Genomic DNA, 16,882 nt, shown 5'->3' with positions numbered 1-16,882 from the left:
GTTTGCGTCGCCCCGCCCCCGGATCCGGACGCAAACCTCTTGATCAACCAGACGGGGGGCGGGGCGGGTGGGCTGGTTGGGGGTGGGTGGGTTTTCGGAAAACCGCCCGAGTGGGGGCCGGTGTGACGTCTGATCGGTCGTGGCCGCAGCGTGCCGGCGTGCGCTGTTACTCGACCGGGAGTCCGCGTGCTCGTCCTGCTGATCCTGCACCTGGCGGCGGCCCTGCTCGCGCCGCTGCTGGTCCGGTGGTGGGGCCCTCGCGCGTGCTACGCCCTCGCCCTTGCCCCGGCCGCCGCCTTCGGCTGGGCCGTCGCGCACACCGGGGCGGTACGCCACGGCGGCGCGGTGGTCGAGACGTACCCGTGGATCGCGCAGCTCCAGCTCGACGTGGCGCTGCGGGTCACCACCCTGTCCTGGCTCATGCTGCTGCTGGTCGGCGGCGTCGGCGCACTGGTGCTGGTCTACTCCGCCCGCTACTTCCACGCCGGCTCGGCGGGCCTGGCCCGGTTCGCGGCCGCCATGGTCGCCTTCGCCGGAGCGATGGTCGGCCTGGTGGTCTCCGACGACCTGTTGCTGCTCTACGTCTTCTGGGAACTCACCACGGTCTTCTCCTACCTGCTGATCGGGCACAGCACCGAGCGGCGGTCCAGCCGCCTGGCGGCCGCCCAGGCGCTGATCGTCACCACGCTGGGCGGGCTGGCCATGCTGGTCGGCTTCCTGCTGCTCGGCCGGCACGCCGGCGGCTACCGCTGGTCACTGATCACGTCCGTGCCGCTGCCCGGCGGGGGGTACCTGGTCACGGCCGTGCTGCTCGTCCTCGCCGGGGCGCTCGCCAAGGCCGCCGTGTTCCCGTTCAGCTCCTGGCTGCCGGTGGCGATGGCGGCACCCACGCCGGTCAGCGCCTACCTGCACGCGGCGGCGATGGTGAAGGCCGGGGTGTTCCTGATCGGGTTGCTCGGCCCGGCGCTCGCCCCGGCCGGTCCGTGGCGGCCGGTCACCGTGGTCGCCGGGCTGATCACCCTGGTCGCCGGGGGCTGGGCGGCGTTGCGGCAGGACGACCTCAAGCTGCTGCTGGCGTACGGGACGGTCAGCCAGCTCGGCCTGCTCACCGTGGTGCTGGGCGCGGGTACCCCCGAGGCGGCGCTGGCCGGCGCCGCGATGCTGCTGGCGCACGCGCTGTTCAAGGCGGGGCTGTTCCTCGTCGTGGGCATCCTCGACCACAGCGCCGGCGGCCGGGACCTGCGCGAACTGTCGGGGGTGGGGCGGAGCGCGCCGCTGCTCGCCGGGATCGCCGGGCTGGCCGCCGCCTCGATGGCCGGCGTGCCGCCGCTGCTCGGCTTCGTCGCCAAGGAGGCCGTCCTCGCCGCGTTCACCGACCGGCCGCTGGTGCTCGGCGTGCTGGTCGCGGGCATCGCGCTGACCGTCGCCTACAGCATCCGCTTCCTGTGGGGGGCCTTCGCCACCCGGCCCGGCGTGCCCGACACCGAACTGGAGCGGCCCCCGGCCGCGATGCTCGTACCGCCGGCCCTGCTCGCCGTGGCCGGGCTCGCCGCCGGTCCGGCGGCCGGCTGGATCGGTGGCCTGCTCCATCCGTACGCGGCGCTCTTCGGCCCGGTGGGGGAGCACCTGGCGCTCTGGCACGGACCGACCGTCGCGCTGGGCCTCTCCGCCGCCGCCATCGGCGGCGGCGTGGTGCTGCACCTGGTCCGCGGCCGGCTGGCGCCCGCGCTGCGGCGGCTGCGCTTCCCGGTCGGCGGCAACCAGGGGTACGAGTGGATCACCCACCGGTTCGACCGGATCGCCATCGAGGTCACCAGCGTCACCCAGCGCGGCTCCCTGCCGCAGTACCTCGGCACCGTGCTGCTCGCCCTGGTGCTGGTGCCCGGCACGGCGATGCTGGTCACCCGGCCCTGGCGGAACGACATCGCCGGCTGGGCCAGCCCGGCCCAGCTCGTGGTCTGCGCGGTGATCGCGGTGGCGGCGGTGCTCGCGCTCGGCGCGCGGCGCCGGCTCACCGCGATGCTGCTGGTCGGCGTCACCGGCTACGGCACGGCGATGATGTTCGTCCTCTACGGCGCGCCCGACCTGGCGCTCACCCAGTTCCTGGTGGAGACCGCCACCATCGCGGTCTTCGTGCTGGTCCTGCGGCGCCTGCCGCCCCACTTCTCGGCCCGCCCGCTGCGCCGCAGCCGCTGGGTACGCCGCGGCATCGGGCTGGCCGCCGGGCTGGTGATGGCCGGCCTCGCCCTCGCCGCGGCCGGCGCCCGGCGAGCGCCGTCGATCTCGCTGGCCTACCCGCACCTGGCGGTCACCGAGGGCCACGGCCGCAACGTGGTCGACGTGACCCTGGTGGACATCCGGGCCTGGGACACCATGGGCGAGATCTCGGTGCTGGTGGTGACCGCGACCGGGGTGGCCAGCCTGATCTTCGAGCGGTCCCGCACCGGACCCCGACCGCGCCGCCCCCGCCCGTCCGCACCCCGTCGGGAGGACCGGCGCGCCGTCTGGCTGCGCGGCGGGACCACCCTGCACGAGCGCCGCCGCTCGATCGTCTTCGAGGTGGTCACCCGGCTGATCTTCCACACCGTGGTGCTGTTCTCCCTGTTCCTGCTCTTCTCCGGGCACAACGCCCCTGGCGGCGGCTTCGCCGGCGGGCTGGTCGCCAGCCTCGCGCTGGCCCTCCGTTACCTGGCCGGCGGCCGGTACGAGCTGGCCGAGGCCGCCCCGGTGGGGGCCGGCACCGTGCTCGGCGCCGGGCTGGCCGTCGCGGTCGGCGGCGGCGTGCTCTCGCTGCTGGTCACCGGCGCCGTGCTGCACAGCGTCAAGGTGGACCTCTGGGTCCCCGTGGTCGGCCACCTCCACCTGGTCACGTCGCTCTTCTTCGACATCGGCGTCTACCTGATCGTGGTCGGCCTGGTGCTGGACATCCTGCGCAGCCTCGGCGCCGAGGTGGACCGGCACATCGAGGCGGCCGGCGAGTCCGCCCCGGGGCTAGTGGTCCAGCGGGAGGGAGACCGGCCATGACGAATGCCGGGGTGGGGCCCACGCTGGTCCTGGTGATCGCCGTCGGGGCGCTCGTGGCGGCCGGCGTCACGCTGCTGCTGGAGCGGAGCCTGACCCGGATCCTGCTCGGCGTCATCCTGGTCGGCAACGGGGTGAACCTGCTGATCCTGCTCGGTGGCCGGTCCGGCGGCCCGCCCCTGTCCGGCACCGGGCCGACCGGGCAGATGAGCGACGCCCTGGCGCAGGCCATGGTGCTCACCGCCGTGGTGATCACGTTCGGGCTGACCGCGTTCCTGCTCGCGGTCGCCTACCGGAGCTGGTACCTCAGCGGCGACGACGAGGTGCAGGACGACCTGGAGGACCGGCAGATCGTCCGACTCGCCGAACGCAACGAGGTGTCCACCGCGGATCTCGGCGGCGAAGGGCCGAACAACGACCCGGAGCAGGTGGACCCGGGGCCGGCGCTGCGCCGGCTGCGCCGCCGGGAGGAACAACCATGACCCCGGCCCTGGTCCCGCTGCCGGTGGTGGTGCCGCTGCTCGGTGCCGCGCTCACCCTGATCCTGGCCAACCGGCCCCGCTGGCAGCGGACGGTCAGTGTGCTCGGCCTCGTCACCACCCTGGCGGTCGCGGTGGTGCTGCTCGTCGAGGCGTACCGGCACGGGCCGGTGGTGGTCCGGGTGGGCGGCTGGCCCCCGCCGGTCGGCATCGTGCTGGTCGCCGACCAGTTGGCCGCGCTGATGCTGGTGGTCTCCTCGGCGGTGACCCTCTGCGTGCTGCTCTACTCGATCGGCCAGGGGCGCGGGGAGACCACGGAGGCGGCGCCGGTGAACATCTACCACCCGACCTACCTGGTGCTCACCGCCGGCGTGACCAACGCGTTCCTCGCCGGGGACCTGTTCAACCTCTTCGTCGGCTTCGAGATCCTGCTGGCTGCCAGCTTCGTGCTGATCACCCTCGGTGGCACCGAGATCCGGATCCGGACCGGCGCGACGTACGTGGTGGTCAGCGTCCTCTCCTCGATGATCTTCCTGGCCGCGGTGGGACTGGTGTACGCGGCCACCGGCACCCTCAACATGGCCCAGCTCGCCGGCCGGCTGGACGACCTGCCGGCCGGCGTACGCCTGGTGTTGCAGCTCATGCTGCTGCTCGCGTTCGCCATCAAGGCGGCGGTCTTCCCGGTCTCGGCCTGGCTGCCGGACAGCTACCCGACGGCGCCGGCCCCGGTCACCGCGGTCTTCGCCGGCCTGCTCACCAAGGTGGGCGTCTACGCGATCATCCGCACCGAGACCCTGCTCTTCCCCGGCGGTCAGGTCTCCGGCCTGCTCATGGTCGTCGCGGGGCTGACCATGGTGGTCGGCGTCCTCGGCGCGGTCGCCCAGTCCGACCTGAAGCGGATCTTCTCCTTCACCCTGGTCAGCCACATCGGCTACATGATCTACGGGGTGGCGCTGAGCACCGTCGCCGGGCTCTCCGGAGCGATCTTCTACGTGGTGCACCACATCACCATCCAGACCACCCTCTTCCTGGTCGCCGGCCTGGTCGAGGAGCGGGCCGGCAGCACCGACCTGCGCCGGCTGGGCGGGCTGGCCCGGATCGCCCCGCTGCTCGCCGTGCTCTTCTTCGTCCCGGCGATGAACCTGGCCGGCATCCCGCCGTTCTCCGGCTTCCTCGGCAAGCTCGGCCTGCTCCAGGCCGGGGTGGCGGCCGGCGGGGTGCTGCCCGGGGTGCTGGTCGCCGCGGGAACGGTGACCAGCCTGCTCACCCTCTACGCCGCCTCCCGGGTGTGGAACATCGCGTTCTGGCGGACGCCCCGGCTGGCCACCGCCACCCCGGCCGTCCGGCTGCCCGCGCTGATGGTCGGCGCGACCGCCGCCCTGGTGGCGCTCGGCGTGGCGCTGACCCTGGCCGCCGGGCCGCTGTTCCGGGTCACCGCGGACGCCGCCGGCGACCTGCGGCAACGCACCCCGTACGTCCGGGCCGTGCTGCCGGCGGGCGTCCGGTGACCGGCGCCCCGCCTCCGGGCCCGCCGGCCGACGACGGGCGCGCGGCGGACGGACCGCCGCCGGCCGACAACGGCCCGGCGGCGCCCGCCATCGGGCGCGGCGTTCGGCGCCGCGACCAGGCCGTCACACTCGGCTGGCTGGTGGCGATCTGGCTGCTGCTCTGGGGGGACCTGTCCTGGGGAAACCTGCTTGGCGGGATCCTCGTCGGCGGGGCCGTGCTGCTGTTCTTCCCGCTCCCGCCGGTCACCTTCGGCGGCCGCCTCCGCCCCGGCGCGCTGCTGGTCCTCGCGGTCACCTTCGTCGGCGAGCTGGTCAGCGCCAGTGTCCACGTCGCCGCCATCGCGGTCCGCCCCGGTTACCGGCCGCGCGGCGCGATCATCGCGGTGCCGCTGCGGATCCGCACCGACCTCAACCTGGCGCTCACCGCCGAGCTGATCTCCCTGGTCCCGGGCACCCTGATCCTCGAGGTGGACCGTGACCACGGCGCCCTCTACGTGCACGTCCTCGACGTCCGTAGCCCGGAGGACCTGACCGACAGCCGGGAGCGGGTCCTCGCCGTCGAGCGGCGCATCGTCCGCGCCGTCGGCTCCCCGCAGGAAGTACGCCAGCTCACCGCCGAACCCGACGACCGGAGGACCAACCCGTGACCACGCTTCTCGCCGTCGCGCTGACCGTGCTGATCTCGGTCACCGCGCTGCTCTCCCTGGCCCGCATCTACCGCGGACCGTCGCTGATCGACCGGGTCGTCGCCGCCGACCTGCTGCTCTCCACCATGCTGGCCGCGGTGGCCGTGGAGGCGGCGGTCAACCGGCACGCCACCACGCTGCCCATCCTCGTGGTGCTCTCGCTGCTCGGCTTCGTCGGTTCGGTCTCCCTGGTCCGCTTCGCCGTCCGCGAGGTCGCCTGATGGCCGCCGTCGCCGACTGGTTCGGCGCGGCCTTCCTGTTGGCCGGGGCGCTGCTCGGGCTCGCCGCCGGGATCGGCGTGCTGCGCTTCCCGGACGTGCTGGACCGGATGCACGCCGCCACCAAACCGCAGGTCCTCGGCGTGCTGCTGCTGCTCGTCGGGGTGGCGCTGCGCCTGCGTACGCCGGCGGACCTGGGGATGATCGGGCTGGTCGCGGTCTTCCAACTGACCACCGCGCCGGTCGCCGCGCAGATGATCGGGCGGGCGGCGTACCGGTCGGGCCGGGTCGACGCCGCCCTGCTCGACGCCGACGAACTGGCCGGCCGGTGAACCGGACGCGCGGAGCTGGCGGACCGGCGAACCGGACGTCGAGGAGCTTCCCGGCACCCTCAGCGGACGCACAGCCAGCGCCGATAAAATGGCCGCATGATCGACTCCTCTGCCCAGGAGGGCAGCAGTAGCCAGCCGGGTCATGCCCGGCAATCCCCAGTCCCGACGGCCCCGGGAGCCCTGAGCGTCCCGTGTTGATCCTCGTGGGACTCGTTCTCATCATCGTGCTCACCGCCGCCACCGGTTACTTCGTGGCCCAGGAGTTCGGCTACGTCGCCGTGGACCGGGGCAAGCTCAAGCAGCTCGCCGACGGGGGCGACCAGGCCGCCGCCCGGGCCCTGGAGGTGACCGGACGGCTGTCGTTCATGCTGTCCGGCGCCCAGCTCGGCATCACCGTCACCGCCCTGCTGGTCGGTTACGCCGCCGAGCCGTACCTGGGCGCCGGGCTGGCCGACCTGCTCGGCGTCGCCGGGGTCTCCACCGGGGTCGCGCTGCCGCTGTCGGTCGCGCTGGCCCTGATCATCGCCACCGTGGTGCAGATGGTCCTCGGTGAGCTGGCCCCGAAGAACCTCGCCCTCGCCCGTGCCGAACCCCTGGCCCGGGCACTGGCCCGGTCCACCCTGATCTACCTGAAGATCGCCGGACCGGTGATCACCCTCTTCGACCGGGCCGCCGTGCGGCTGCTCCGCCGGGTCGGCATCGAGCCGATCGAGGAGCTGCCCAGCGGCGCCACCCCGGAGGACCTGGAACAGATCATCGCCGAGTCCCGGGAGGAGGGGCACCTCGACGCCGCGATGTCCGACCTGCTCGACCGGGGTCTCGACTTCCGGGAACTGACCGCCGGGGAGGCCATGGTTCCTCGGGTCGACGTGCACACCGTACGGGCCGACGAGCCGGTCAGCCGGGTCGTCGAGCTGCTGGACACCGGGCATTCCCGGTTCCCGGTCCGAGGCGCCGAGGGCGTCGACGACCTGGTCGGCGTGGTCGGCATCGCCGACGTGCTGGGGGTGCCGCCGGCCGAGCGGGCCACCACCCGGGTCGAGGCGGTGGCCGTACCCCCGCTGCTGGTGCCGGAGACGCTGCCGCTGCCGACGGTGCTGGACCGGCTCCGGGTCGGGCACCGGCAGCTCGCCTGCGTGGTCGACGAGTACGGCGGTTTCGCCGGCGTGATCACGCTGGAGGACATCGCCGAGGAGCTGGTCGGGCCGATCCGCGACGAGGACGATCCGCCGGAGCGGGCCGCGGCGCGGCAGGACGACGGCTCGTGGGTGGTGCCGGCCCGCTGGCGGATCGACGAGGTCGCGGACAGCACCGGCATCGCGCTGCCCGAGGCACCCGAGTACGACACCCTCTCCGGGCTGGTCATGCGGGAGCTGGGCCGGGTGCCCGAGGTCGGCGACCGGCTGGAGATCAGCCTCGCCGTCGACGGTGACCTGCCCGACGTCGAACCGCGCGCCCTGGTCGAGGTGCTGGCCGTGGATCGGCACGTCGCCGACTCCGTCCGGCTCCGGACGACCGTCGCCGAGCGCGGGGAGGAGGTGGCATGACGCCCGGGTTTGCGCTGTTCTTCTCCGTGGTGCTGCTGGCGCTCAACGGCTTCTTCGTGGCCGCCGAGTTCGCCCTGGTGGCGGCCAAGCGGTACCGCCTGGAGCAGATGGCGGCCGGCGGCGGCCGGGCGGCCCGGGCGGCGCTGGACGGGGTCCGCGAGTTGAGCCTGATGCTGGCCGGCGCCCAGCTCGGCATCACGCTCTGCACCCTGGGCCTCGGTGCCCTCGCCGAGCCCGCGATCGAGCACCTGATCAGCCCGCTGCTGCACGCGGTGGGTCTGCCGCTGGCGGCCAGCCATGTGGTGGCGCTGGTGTTCGCGCTCGCCCTGGTGACCTTCCTGCACCTGGTGGTCGGCGAGATGGCCCCGAAGTCGTGGGCGATCACCGACGCGGAGCGTTCGGCCACGCTGCTGGCGCTGCCGTTCCGGGCCTTCGCCCGGGTGTCCCGCCCGGTGCTGTCCGCCCTGAACGCGCTGGCCAACGCGATCCTGCGGCTGGTCGGCGTACGCCAGCAGGACCAGCTCGCCCAGGTGCACGGCCCGGACGAGCTGCGCATCCTGCTGGAGCAGTCCCGCGAGCACGGGCTGCTCGGCGCCGAGCAGCACCAGATGCTGACCAGCATGCTGGAGCTGCAGGGCACCACGGTGGCGCAGGTGATGGAGCCGTTCGACCGGATCGTCACGGTACGCCGGGAGGACACCGCCGAGCGGATCGAGCACGTCTCGCGGGACAGCGGCCGGTCCCGGTTGGCCGTGCTCGACGCCGGTGGCGAGGTGTGCGGCCTCGTGCACGTCCGCGAGGCGGTCCGGGCGGTCACCACGGGCCGGCCGGCGACCGCGGGTGAGCTGATGACCCCGGCGTTCACGCTGCCCGCCGGGGCGTCGGTCACCGAGGCGGTGGCGGCCATGCGGGGCCGGCAGGCCCAGCTGGCGTTGGTCCGCAACGGTGGCGGCCCGACCCGGCCGATCGGCTTCGTGGCGCTGGAGGACCTGCTGGAGGAGGTCATCGGCGAGTTCGACGACGAGACCGACCCGGTGCCCCGGGGCCGCCGCCTGCGCTGACGGTCCCGCCCCACCCCGTCCGGCCGTCGGGTCCCTCGGGCCCGGCGGCCGGCCCGTCCGCACGCCGCCCCGGCACCCGCATCGCCGATGTGGCCGTGTCCGGAGCGGCCGGACCCCGCCACATCGCCGAGCCGGCAAGGGAAGCCGAGCGGGCATGGGAAGCCGGGCGGGCATGGGAAGCCGAGCGGGCGAGGCAGGCAGGGCCGGTGCGCGGGGCAGGAGTGCCCGCCCGGCGAGCGGGAATGCCGGTGGCATGCGGCTGACCGGGCTGTCGTCGGAGTCCGTCTGGACCGGGCTCTCGGTGAGCACCACCGTGACCAACGCCAGCACCCGACCGGGCCTGCGGCTGCCCGGCCGGGTGACGCTCACCGCCGGGGGCGAGGACGTGCCGGTACGGCACCTCCGGCTCGGACTGGTCGCCCAGCTCGAGCCGGAGGATCCGGACGCGCCGCGCCGGTTGGTGCAGTACCACGAGGTGCCGGTCGCCGGCCGGTTCGTGGTGCCGGCCGGGCGCCGGCGGGCGGTCGACTTCGCCTTCCCGCTGCCCTGGGAGACCCCGGTGAACATGTTCGGCGGGGTACCGCTGATGAGCCTGCGCCACGGGCTGCGTACCGAGGTGTCGGTCGACCCGGACCTGGATCAGGGCGCGATGGTGCCGATCTTCATCCACCCGCTCCCCGCCCAGCAGGGCGTCCTCGCCGCGCTGGACACCCTCGGCTTCGTGATGCGGCAGGCGGGGCTCCAGCACGGCCGGCTGCCCGGCGTGGAGCAGACGCTGCCGTTCTACGAGCAGCTCGGCTACTGGGTGGCGCCGCTGTACGCCGGCCCGATCACTGAGCTGGAGGTGATCTTCGTGACCAACTCGGCAGGGTTGGAGGTGCTGCTCTGGATGGACCGGCGGCTCTCCCTGGCCGGAGTCACCCACCAGAGCATCAGCCGGTTTCGGGTCTGGCACGCCGGGGCCGGGCAGCGGGACTGGGTGGCCACCGTGGACGGCTGGCTGCGGCACGCGATCGACCGGCATGCGGCAGCCGCCGCGCACGCCGACTGGTCCGCCATGATCCGGGAGTCGGCGCACGTCAGCCGCCACCCGGACGAGCCCGTCCAGCCGGGCTTCGGCCTGCAGGGCACCGCCGGCGGGGGTGGCGGCATCGGGGGCGGCGGCGGTGGCGACGGCACCTGACCCGCCCCCGTGTCGGGCCGGTGCCGCCGCGCGTCCACACGTCAACCGGGGACCCTGCTATACCCCAGGCGTTGACCGGGGCCCGTTCCTTACATCGACGCGGTGGCGAGCTTGATGCTGAAGCCGAGGAAGAGGGCGGCCACGGCGGTGGTGCCGCCGGCGGCCAGGCGCTGGCGACGGCGGAACTGGGCGGCCAGGAAGGTGCCCGCGAAGATCAGCGCGGTCAGGTAGAGCGCGCTGGTCACCTGGGCGATCAACCCGAGCAGCACGAACGACAGCGCCGGCCAGGCGTACCCGGGGTCGACGAACTGGATGAAGAACGAGATGAAGAAGAGGATCGCCTTCGGGTTGAGCAGGCTGATCACCAGCGCCTTCCGGAACGGGCTGCGCATCGCGGCCGGCTCCGCCGCGTCGATCAGGCGCGGCGTCGCCGGGTTGTTGCGGTCGCGCCAGCGCCGCCAGGCGCCGCGCAGCATGGTCAGCCCCACGTAACCCAGGTACGCGGCGCCGGCGTACTTGACCACCAGGAAGAGCGGCGGGTACGCCTTGAGCAGCGACGCCACCCCGGCGGCGGAGAGGAACATCAGCACCGAGTCGCCGACGAACACCCCGCCGGCGGCCCGGTAGCCGGCGCGTACCCCGCGCTTGGCGGCGGTCGAGAGCACGAAGAGCGAGTTCGGCCCGGGGAGCAGCACGATGGCCACGGTCCCCAGCACGTACGTCCAGATGTCGGTGATGCCCAGCACGCCGGACATCATGACGCCACCGGGGCCGCCGGGCGAAGCCTTTCCCGCAGCGTGACCTGTGCGTTGGGCCACTCGGTGGCGAGCATGGAGTAGAGCGCGGAGTCCCGCCAGGTGCCGTCGGCGCGGCGGCGGTTGGACCGCAGCGTCCCCTCCCGGGTGGCGCCGAGCCGCTCGATGGCCCGCTGCGAGCGCTCGTTGAGGGTGCTGGTCTGCCAGGTGACCCGGATCGCGTCCAGCTCCTCGAAGGCCCGGGTGAGCAGCAGCAGCTTCGCCTCGGTGTTGATCCCGGTGCGCCACCACGCCCGGCCGAGCTGGGTGAAGCCGATCTCCAGGGTCCGTAGGCCCGGGTCGGGCTGGTAGTACGAGGTGGTGCCGACGACCGCGCCGGTGGCGGCGCACCGCTGCACCCAGGGCGTCCGGACTCCCCGCAGGTTCGCGTCCAGCGCGGCGCGGATCTGGCCGGCAGTCTCGGCCGCGTTCCGCGGCCGGGGGCTGCCGACGTACCGCCAGACCTCCGGGTCGTCGAGGGCGGCGTACAACTCCTCGGCGTGGGACTCATCGAGCGGTTCCAGCACCACGTGCTCGCCGCGCAGCACGACGGGCTCCAGCCAGGCCGACCGGGCCGGCCGCAGGTACGCCGGAACCGGCGCGGCCACCCCGGCGGCGGGCTCGGGCACGCCGGCGGTGAGCCGCAGCGGCAGCACCCCCGCCCAGTACGGCAGGTCGAGGTCGGCCGGGTCGTCGTTGGCTCCGGCGGCCCGGGCGCGGACCGACACCTCACGCAGCGGCAGGGCCAGCACGGCCGTCTCGGCCAGTTCGCGCCGGCTCGGCGGGCGGCTGTCGGTGCTGCGTCCGGCCGCCACCTTCTCCACCAGCGCGGTGAGCACCTCGGCCTTCTCCCGCTCGTCGGTCACCGGGCGGGCGGTGCCGTGGACGACCACCGACCGGTAGTTGGCGCTGTGGTTGAACTGGGACCGGGCGTAGACCAGCCCGTCGAGCAGGGTCACCGCGACGCAGACCGGCAGCCCGTCGCCCCGGGCGGCGAGCAGCGGCCGGCTCCCGGTGGAGCCGTGCAGGTAGAGGGTGTCGCCGATGCGGACGTGCAGGGTGGGCAGCACGCGCGGCTCGCCGTCCACGGTGAACCCCAGGGCGCAGTGGTACGCCTCGTCCAGCACGGCGTGCGCGGCGGTCTCGTGGTAGCTCATCCGGTCCCGCATGCGGGTGGCGGTGGTCCGTTCGGTCCGGGGGTACATGCGGCAGTCCCACCTTTGTTCTAGTACAATCCTCGAACTGTGGCAGCACATTATCAGATCGTCGGCTCGTCGTCGGCGGCCATTTCGGCGAGCGTGGAAAGCGGCATCCGCAGCGGCGGCCTCGCCCCGGGCGTCACCCTGCCGGCCGTCCGCGCCCTGGCCACCGAGCTGGCGGTCAGCCCGGCCACCGTGGCCAAGGCGTACCAGGAGCTGCGCCAGCGGGGCCTGGTGGTCACCGCCGGCCGGCACGGCACCCGGGTCCGACCCCGCCCACCCGTCGCCACCCGCCGCGCCGCGCTGATGCCGGCCCCGTTGCCCGGCGCCCGCAATCTCTCCGCCGGCCAGCCCGACAGCCGGCTGCTGCCGCCGCTCGGCCCGCACCTGGCCGCGCTCGCCACCGAGCTCGGCCCGCCCGGCGGGTACGCGGTCACCGCCGTCCTGCCCGAGCTGGCCGCCGCGGCCCGGGAGCGGCTCGCCGCCGACGGCGTACCGGCCGAGGAGATCACCGTGACCGGGGGCGCGCTGGATGGCATCGAGCGCCTGCTCGCCGCCCACCTGCGTCCCGGCGACGCGGTCGCGGTCGAGGACCCCGGCTGGGCCAACCTGCTCGACCTGCTCGCCGCGCTCGGGCTACGCACCATCGGGGTGCCCGTCGACGACGACGGCCCCACCGAGCCGGGCGTCCGGGCCGCCCTCACCGCCGGGGCCCGCGCGCTGATCGTGACCAGCCGCGCCCAGAACCCGACCGGCGCCGCCGTCTCCGCCGACCGCGCCGCGGCCCTGCGTACGCTGCTCGCCGGCCGCGCCGACCTGCTGCTGATCGAGGACGACCACGCCGCCGAGCTGGCCCGCGTACCCCTGCACCCGCTCGCCGGGGCGACCCCGACGTGGGCCTTTGTCCGGTCGGTGAGCAAGCCCTACGGTCCGGACCTGCGACTCGCGGTGCTCGCCGGCGACGAGGCCACCGTGGCCCGGGTGGCCGGCCGCGCCCGGGTGGGCGCCGGCTGGGTCTCCACCGTGCTGCAACGCCTCGTCCTGGCGCTCTGGCGCGACCCTGGCACGGCGGACCTGGTGCGGCGGGCGGGGGAGAGCTACGAGCGGCGGCGGGACGGGCTGGTCGACGCGCTGGCCGCCCGGGGACTGGTCGCCCACGGGCGCACCGGGATCAACGTCTGGGTGCCCGTGCCCGACGAGACCGTGGTGGTCACCGCGCTGCGCGACGCCGGCTGGTCGGTCGCCCCCGGCGCGCTGAACCGGATCGCCGCCGCCCCCGGCGTCCGGATCACGGTCAGCCCGCTCGACGAGGCCGACCTCGCGCCCCTGGCCGACGCGGTGGCGCGATCGGTGCGTCCCGTCGGGCCGGCCCCGTTCACCGCCTGATCCCCGCCGCCCCGGCGGGGTGCCCGGGACGGGGCCGCCGGCGCGGCGGCCACGCCCGGACAAACCCGGCGGCATGGCGCGGCCGCGCACGGGTAAAGCGGAGTAGGCAGGCAGGTGACGACGACGCAGTGGGCCCGGCCGGGAGGTGGGTGACGGTGGCGAACAGGTCCCGGAGGGGCATCTGGATCGGGGTGGCGGTGGCGGTGATCATCCTGGTGATCATCGCGATCGCGCTGGCCTCGCGCGGTGGCGGCGGCGGGGGCGGTGGTTACTGATGTGGCCGGCACCCGGCGTCGATGACGAAACCGGTATATAAAGTCGGGCATGGCCGAGACCGAGAGCGCGCCCGGAGCGCAGGAGTTCATCCCGCCGCAGGCGGACACGATCGACCAGCTGCGCGCCGCCGCGGCCGGCTGCCAGGGCTGCGAGCTCTACCGGAACGCGTCCCAGACGGTCTTCGGCCGGGGTGACGAGAGTGCCCGGGTGGTCTTCGTCGGCGAGCAGCCCGGCGACATGGAGGACCAGAAGGGCCTGCCCTTCGTGGGCCCCGCCGGGCGGGTGCTGCGCCGCGCCGTGGACGACGCCGGCATCGACCCCGGCCACATCTACCTGACCAACGCGGTGAAGCACTTCCGGTTCGAGTTGCGCGGGAAGCGGCGGATCCACCAGACGCCCGACCGGGTGCACATCACCGCCTGCCGGCCCTGGCTGGTCGCCGAGTTCGCCCGGCTCCGCCCGGAGGTCGTCGTGGTGCTCGGCGCCACCGCCGCCAAGGCGCTGCTCGGCCCGGCGTTCCGGGTGACGAAGCAGCGCGGGGAACTGCTGCCCTGGCCGGACGCCGCGCAGCGCCCGCAGGACTTCAAGCGGGTGCCGGTGGACCAGGCCGGCAAGGTGGCCGACGCCCCGGAGGCCCAGTTGCTGGCCACCATCCACCCGTCCGCCGTGCTGCGCGCGGACAACCAGGACGTGGCGTACGAGGGTCTGGTCGCGGACCTGACGGTGGCCGCCCGCGCCCTGGCCGCCTGAGGGGTCCCTCAGTCGCGGTCCTGCCAGGTGCACAGGCAGACGCGGTTGCCGTCCGGGTCGGCGAGCACCCAGAACCGCGGCGCGTTCTCGTCGCTGACCAGCGTCCCGCCGGCCGCCAGCGCCGCCTCGATGCGCGGTGGCACCTCCGCCGGGTCCACCCACACGTCCGGGTGCCAGCGCTGCCGGGGTTCCTCGCTGCCGGACTCCTGAAACCACACCGTGGGCAGCGTGCCGGCCGGGTCGCGCAGCTCGTCGCCGAGGCCCGGCTCGGAGCGGTGCGCCACGGCCAGCACCGCCTGCCAGAACGGCAGGACGCCGGCGACGGCCGGGGTGTCCAGGGCGAGTTCGAGCCGCGAGACGCCGGTGTGGCCCAGCGTTACCCCGGCGTCGGCAGCGATCGCGGAGATGGCCCGGGCCAGCCGGACGTCCCGGGCGGTCACCCCGCCCACGTCGTGGGACCAGAGCCGCACGTCGACGTGCGTGTAGCGGAGGTCGAGGTCGGGGTGGTGGTCCATCCGCTCGGCCGCCGCGCCGATGGCGTCGACCACCGCCAGCCCGGCCGCGAAGTTCCCCGTGGTGATCCGCGTCTGCAGAGCGCCGAGCAGGTACGTCCACCCGGCCAGTCCCTCGTCGGCGATCTGCTGCCCGGTCAGCGTGCTCATCCGTCCATCCTGGCGTACCGGCCGGGCCCGGACAAAGAGCGCGCGGCGGTCAGAGGCGGCCGCCGCTGGCCGTGTCCGAGATCCGCTGGGCGAGGTAGATGGGCACCACCGAGGCGACGATGAGCACGGCGGCCACCACGTTGATGACCGGCGCCTGGTTCGGCCGGAACAGGTTGCTGAAGATCCAGATCGGCAGTGTCTGCACGCCCGGGCCGGCGGTGAACGTGGTGACGATGATCTCGTCGAAGGAGAGCCCGAACGCCAGCAGCGCACCGGCCAGCAGCGCCGAGCGCAGCACCGGGAAGGTGACGTACCGGAAGGTCTGCCAGCCGTCGGCCCCCAGGTCGGCCGACGCCTCCTGGAGGTTGCCGCCCGACCGGCGCAGCCGGGCCAGCACGTTGTTGTAGACCACCACGACACAGAACGTGGCGTGCCCGACGATCACCGAGAAGAGGCCCTTGCCGATGCCCAGCGGCGCCAGCACCGAGCGGAACGCGGTGTCCAGGGCGATGCCGGTGACGATGCCGGGCAGCGCGATCGGCAGCACGACCAGCAACGACACCGTCCCGCGGCCGAAGAACCGGTAGCGCTGCACGGCGAACGCGACCAGCGAGCCGAGCAGCAGCGCGATTGCGGTGGCGCCCAGCCCCGCCTTGACCGATGTCCACAGCGCCTCCCGCGCGCCCGCGTTGTCCCAGGCGCGCACCCACCACTCCGTCGTCCACCGGGCCGGTGGCCAGGCGAAGGTGCGGTCGGCGTTGAACGAGTTGCCCAGCACGATGGCCAGCGGCAGGTAGATGAAGGCCAGGCCGAGCGCCATCGCGCCGCGCAGCAGCCAACGCGCCGACCGGGAGAGCGTCACAACTCCTCCAGAGCTCCGGAGCGCCGCACGGCGACCAGGTAGACGACCATGATCAGGACCGGGATGGTGGCCAGCGCGGCCGCGAACGGCAGGTTGTTGGCCGCCCCGATGTTGGCGTAGACCAGGTTGCCGATGAGCTGGGTCTTGCCGCCGACGATCTGGACGGTGATGTAGTCGCCCAGCGAGAGCGAGAAGGTGAAGATCGAACCGGCGATCACCGACGGGACGATGACCGGCAGCACCACCTTCCGGAACGTCCGACCCGCCCGCGCCCCGAGGTCCGCCGACGCCTCCAGCAGCGAATCGGGCAGGCGCTCCAGGCCCGCGTAGACGGGCAGGATCATGTACGGCAACCACAGGTAGGCCAGCACCAGCACGGTGGCGGTCAGCCCGTAACCCGGGCCGCTGCCGGGTCCCCCGAGCAGCCAGTCCACCGGCCCGCCGTTGGCCAGCAGCACCCGCCAGGCGTACGCCTTGACCAGATAGCTGGCCCAGAGCGGGGTGAGGATGGCGACCACCAGCCAGCGCCGGTACCGGGGGCGGGCGACCTTCGCCATGTAGAAGGCCATCGGCAGTGCGATGAGCGTGTCGATCACGGTTACCGCCGCGGCCACCCCGACACTGCGTAGCGCGACTGTCCGGTACACCTCGTCGGTGGCGATGGTGCGAAAGTTGACCAGGGTCGGCTGTCGGACCACCTCCCCGGTGAAGCCGTTGACGGTCCACAGGGCCGAGACGAACAGCACGGCCAGCGCGCCCAGGTATGCGACCACCAGCCAGAACAGCGGCGCGGCCAGCAGGGCGGCGAGCCGGACCCCGGCGTGGCGGTGCAGCCAGGCGGAGAGCCGGCGGACCGGTCCGCGGGCGGTGTCCGCTCCAGCGGCGTCCGCGGACCGGTCGAGCGTCGAGGTGGCCACC

16 protein-coding genes are annotated in these 16,882 nt (G+C 74.1%); 11 read left to right on the top strand and 5 right to left on the bottom strand.

The genetic code is table 11. The annotated features are described in order from the left end of the window. Positions 1-186 precede the first annotated feature (186 nt). The 9 genes from ACGF4F_RS21640 (at position 187) to ACGF4F_RS21600 (ending at position 10,035) form a co-directional block, all read left to right on the top strand. Positions 187-3,024 carry a Na+/H+ antiporter subunit A gene (locus tag ACGF4F_RS21640; protein ID WP_393079590.1) on the top strand — a complete coding sequence of 946 codons (2,838 nt, stop codon included), beginning with the start codon at positions 187-189 and terminating at the stop codon, positions 3,022-3,024. Further along, positions 3,021-3,503 (top strand): Na(+)/H(+) antiporter subunit C, encoded by a 483-nt coding sequence (locus tag ACGF4F_RS21635; protein WP_393079587.1) that lies wholly within the window; start codon positions 3,021-3,023, stop codon positions 3,501-3,503. The genes ACGF4F_RS21640 and ACGF4F_RS21635 overlap by 4 nt, the downstream gene beginning before the upstream one ends. Continuing rightward, positions 3,500-5,008 carry a Na+/H+ antiporter subunit D gene (locus tag ACGF4F_RS21630; protein ID WP_393079584.1) on the top strand — a complete coding sequence of 503 codons (1,509 nt, stop codon included), beginning with the start codon at positions 3,500-3,502 and terminating at the stop codon, positions 5,006-5,008. Before ACGF4F_RS21635 ends, ACGF4F_RS21630 begins: the two co-directional genes overlap by 4 nt. Further along, the gene (locus ACGF4F_RS21625; protein ID WP_393079581.1) at positions 5,005-5,655 is read left to right on the top strand and encodes a Na+/H+ antiporter subunit E; all 651 of its coding nucleotides are present in this window, start codon (positions 5,005-5,007) and stop codon (positions 5,653-5,655) included. The genes ACGF4F_RS21630 and ACGF4F_RS21625 overlap by 4 nt, the downstream gene beginning before the upstream one ends. Continuing rightward, positions 5,652-5,915 (top strand): monovalent cation/H+ antiporter complex subunit F, encoded by a 264-nt coding sequence (locus tag ACGF4F_RS21620; RefSeq protein ID WP_393079578.1) that lies wholly within the window; start codon positions 5,652-5,654, stop codon positions 5,913-5,915. The genes ACGF4F_RS21625 and ACGF4F_RS21620 overlap by 4 nt, the downstream gene beginning before the upstream one ends. Then, positions 5,915-6,244, top strand: a complete 330-nt coding sequence (gene mnhG, locus ACGF4F_RS21615; protein ID WP_073832630.1) for a monovalent cation/H(+) antiporter subunit G — start codon at positions 5,915-5,917, stop codon at positions 6,242-6,244. The genes ACGF4F_RS21620 and mnhG overlap by 1 nt, the downstream gene beginning before the upstream one ends. A 191-nt stretch (positions 6,245-6,435) precedes the next feature. Continuing rightward, on the top strand, positions 6,436-7,791 hold the full coding sequence (locus ACGF4F_RS21610; protein WP_393079575.1) for a hemolysin family protein: 1,356 nt from the start codon (positions 6,436-6,438) through the stop codon (positions 7,789-7,791). Next, positions 7,788-8,852 carry a hemolysin family protein gene (locus ACGF4F_RS21605; RefSeq protein ID WP_357433469.1) on the top strand — a complete coding sequence of 355 codons (1,065 nt, stop codon included), beginning with the start codon at positions 7,788-7,790 and terminating at the stop codon, positions 8,850-8,852. The genes ACGF4F_RS21610 and ACGF4F_RS21605 overlap by 4 nt, the downstream gene beginning before the upstream one ends. A 253-nt stretch (positions 8,853-9,105) precedes the next feature. Continuing rightward, positions 9,106-10,035, top strand: coding sequence for a sporulation protein (locus tag ACGF4F_RS21600; RefSeq protein ID WP_393079572.1), 930 nt, complete (start codon positions 9,106-9,108; stop codon positions 10,033-10,035). A gap of 89 nt (positions 10,036-10,124) precedes the next feature. Here ACGF4F_RS21600 and leuE read toward each other — a convergent pair whose 3' ends face one another. Next, a complete protein-coding gene (leuE, locus tag ACGF4F_RS21595) occupies positions 10,125-10,793 on the bottom strand; it encodes a leucine efflux protein LeuE (protein ID WP_073832634.1) in 669 nt (222 codons plus the stop codon). Next, the gene (locus ACGF4F_RS21590) at positions 10,790-12,034 is read right to left on the bottom strand and encodes a bifunctional pyridoxamine 5'-phosphate oxidase family protein/GNAT family N-acetyltransferase (RefSeq protein WP_393079569.1); all 1,245 of its coding nucleotides are present in this window, start codon (positions 12,032-12,034) and stop codon (positions 10,790-10,792) included. Before ACGF4F_RS21590 ends, leuE begins: the two co-directional genes overlap by 4 nt. 39 nt (positions 12,035-12,073) lie before the next feature. Here ACGF4F_RS21590 and ACGF4F_RS21585 point away from each other — a divergent pair, with 39 nt between their 5' ends. Together ACGF4F_RS21585 and ACGF4F_RS21580 are read left to right on the top strand one after the other, a co-directional pair. Beyond that, on the top strand, positions 12,074-13,414 hold the full coding sequence (locus ACGF4F_RS21585; protein ID WP_393079566.1) for an aminotransferase class I/II-fold pyridoxal phosphate-dependent enzyme: 1,341 nt from the start codon (positions 12,074-12,076) through the stop codon (positions 13,412-13,414). Between the two features lie 324 nt (positions 13,415-13,738). Then, complete coding sequence (locus ACGF4F_RS21580) at positions 13,739-14,440, top strand: UdgX family uracil-DNA binding protein (RefSeq protein WP_387281290.1); 702 nt, start codon at positions 13,739-13,741, stop codon at positions 14,438-14,440. An 8-nt stretch (positions 14,441-14,448) separates the two neighbouring features. On the opposite strand, the gene ACGF4F_RS21575 is transcribed toward ACGF4F_RS21580, so the two are convergent. The 3 genes from ACGF4F_RS21575 to ACGF4F_RS21565 are packed head-to-tail and all read right to left on the bottom strand — an operon-like array spanning position 14,449 to position 16,881. Then, on the bottom strand, positions 14,449-15,102 hold the full coding sequence (locus ACGF4F_RS21575) for a 4a-hydroxytetrahydrobiopterin dehydratase (RefSeq protein WP_393079563.1): 654 nt from the start codon (positions 15,100-15,102) through the stop codon (positions 14,449-14,451). A gap of 49 nt (positions 15,103-15,151) precedes the next feature. Then, a complete protein-coding gene (locus ACGF4F_RS21570; RefSeq protein ID WP_357433456.1) occupies positions 15,152-15,964 on the bottom strand; it encodes an ABC transporter permease in 813 nt (270 codons plus the stop codon). Beyond that, positions 15,961-16,881: an ABC transporter permease gene (locus tag ACGF4F_RS21565; protein ID WP_393079559.1), complete on the bottom strand. Its 921-nt coding sequence runs from the start codon at positions 16,879-16,881 to the stop codon at positions 15,961-15,963. Before ACGF4F_RS21565 ends, ACGF4F_RS21570 begins: the two co-directional genes overlap by 4 nt. Position 16,882: the final 1 nt, after the last annotated feature.

The organism is Micromonospora sp. NPDC047740 (assembly GCF_043204735.1).
In the GTDB taxonomy this organism is placed as follows: domain Bacteria; phylum Actinomycetota; class Actinomycetes; order Mycobacteriales; family Micromonosporaceae; genus Micromonospora.
This window is presented reverse-complemented; position numbering and strand designations above follow the sequence as displayed.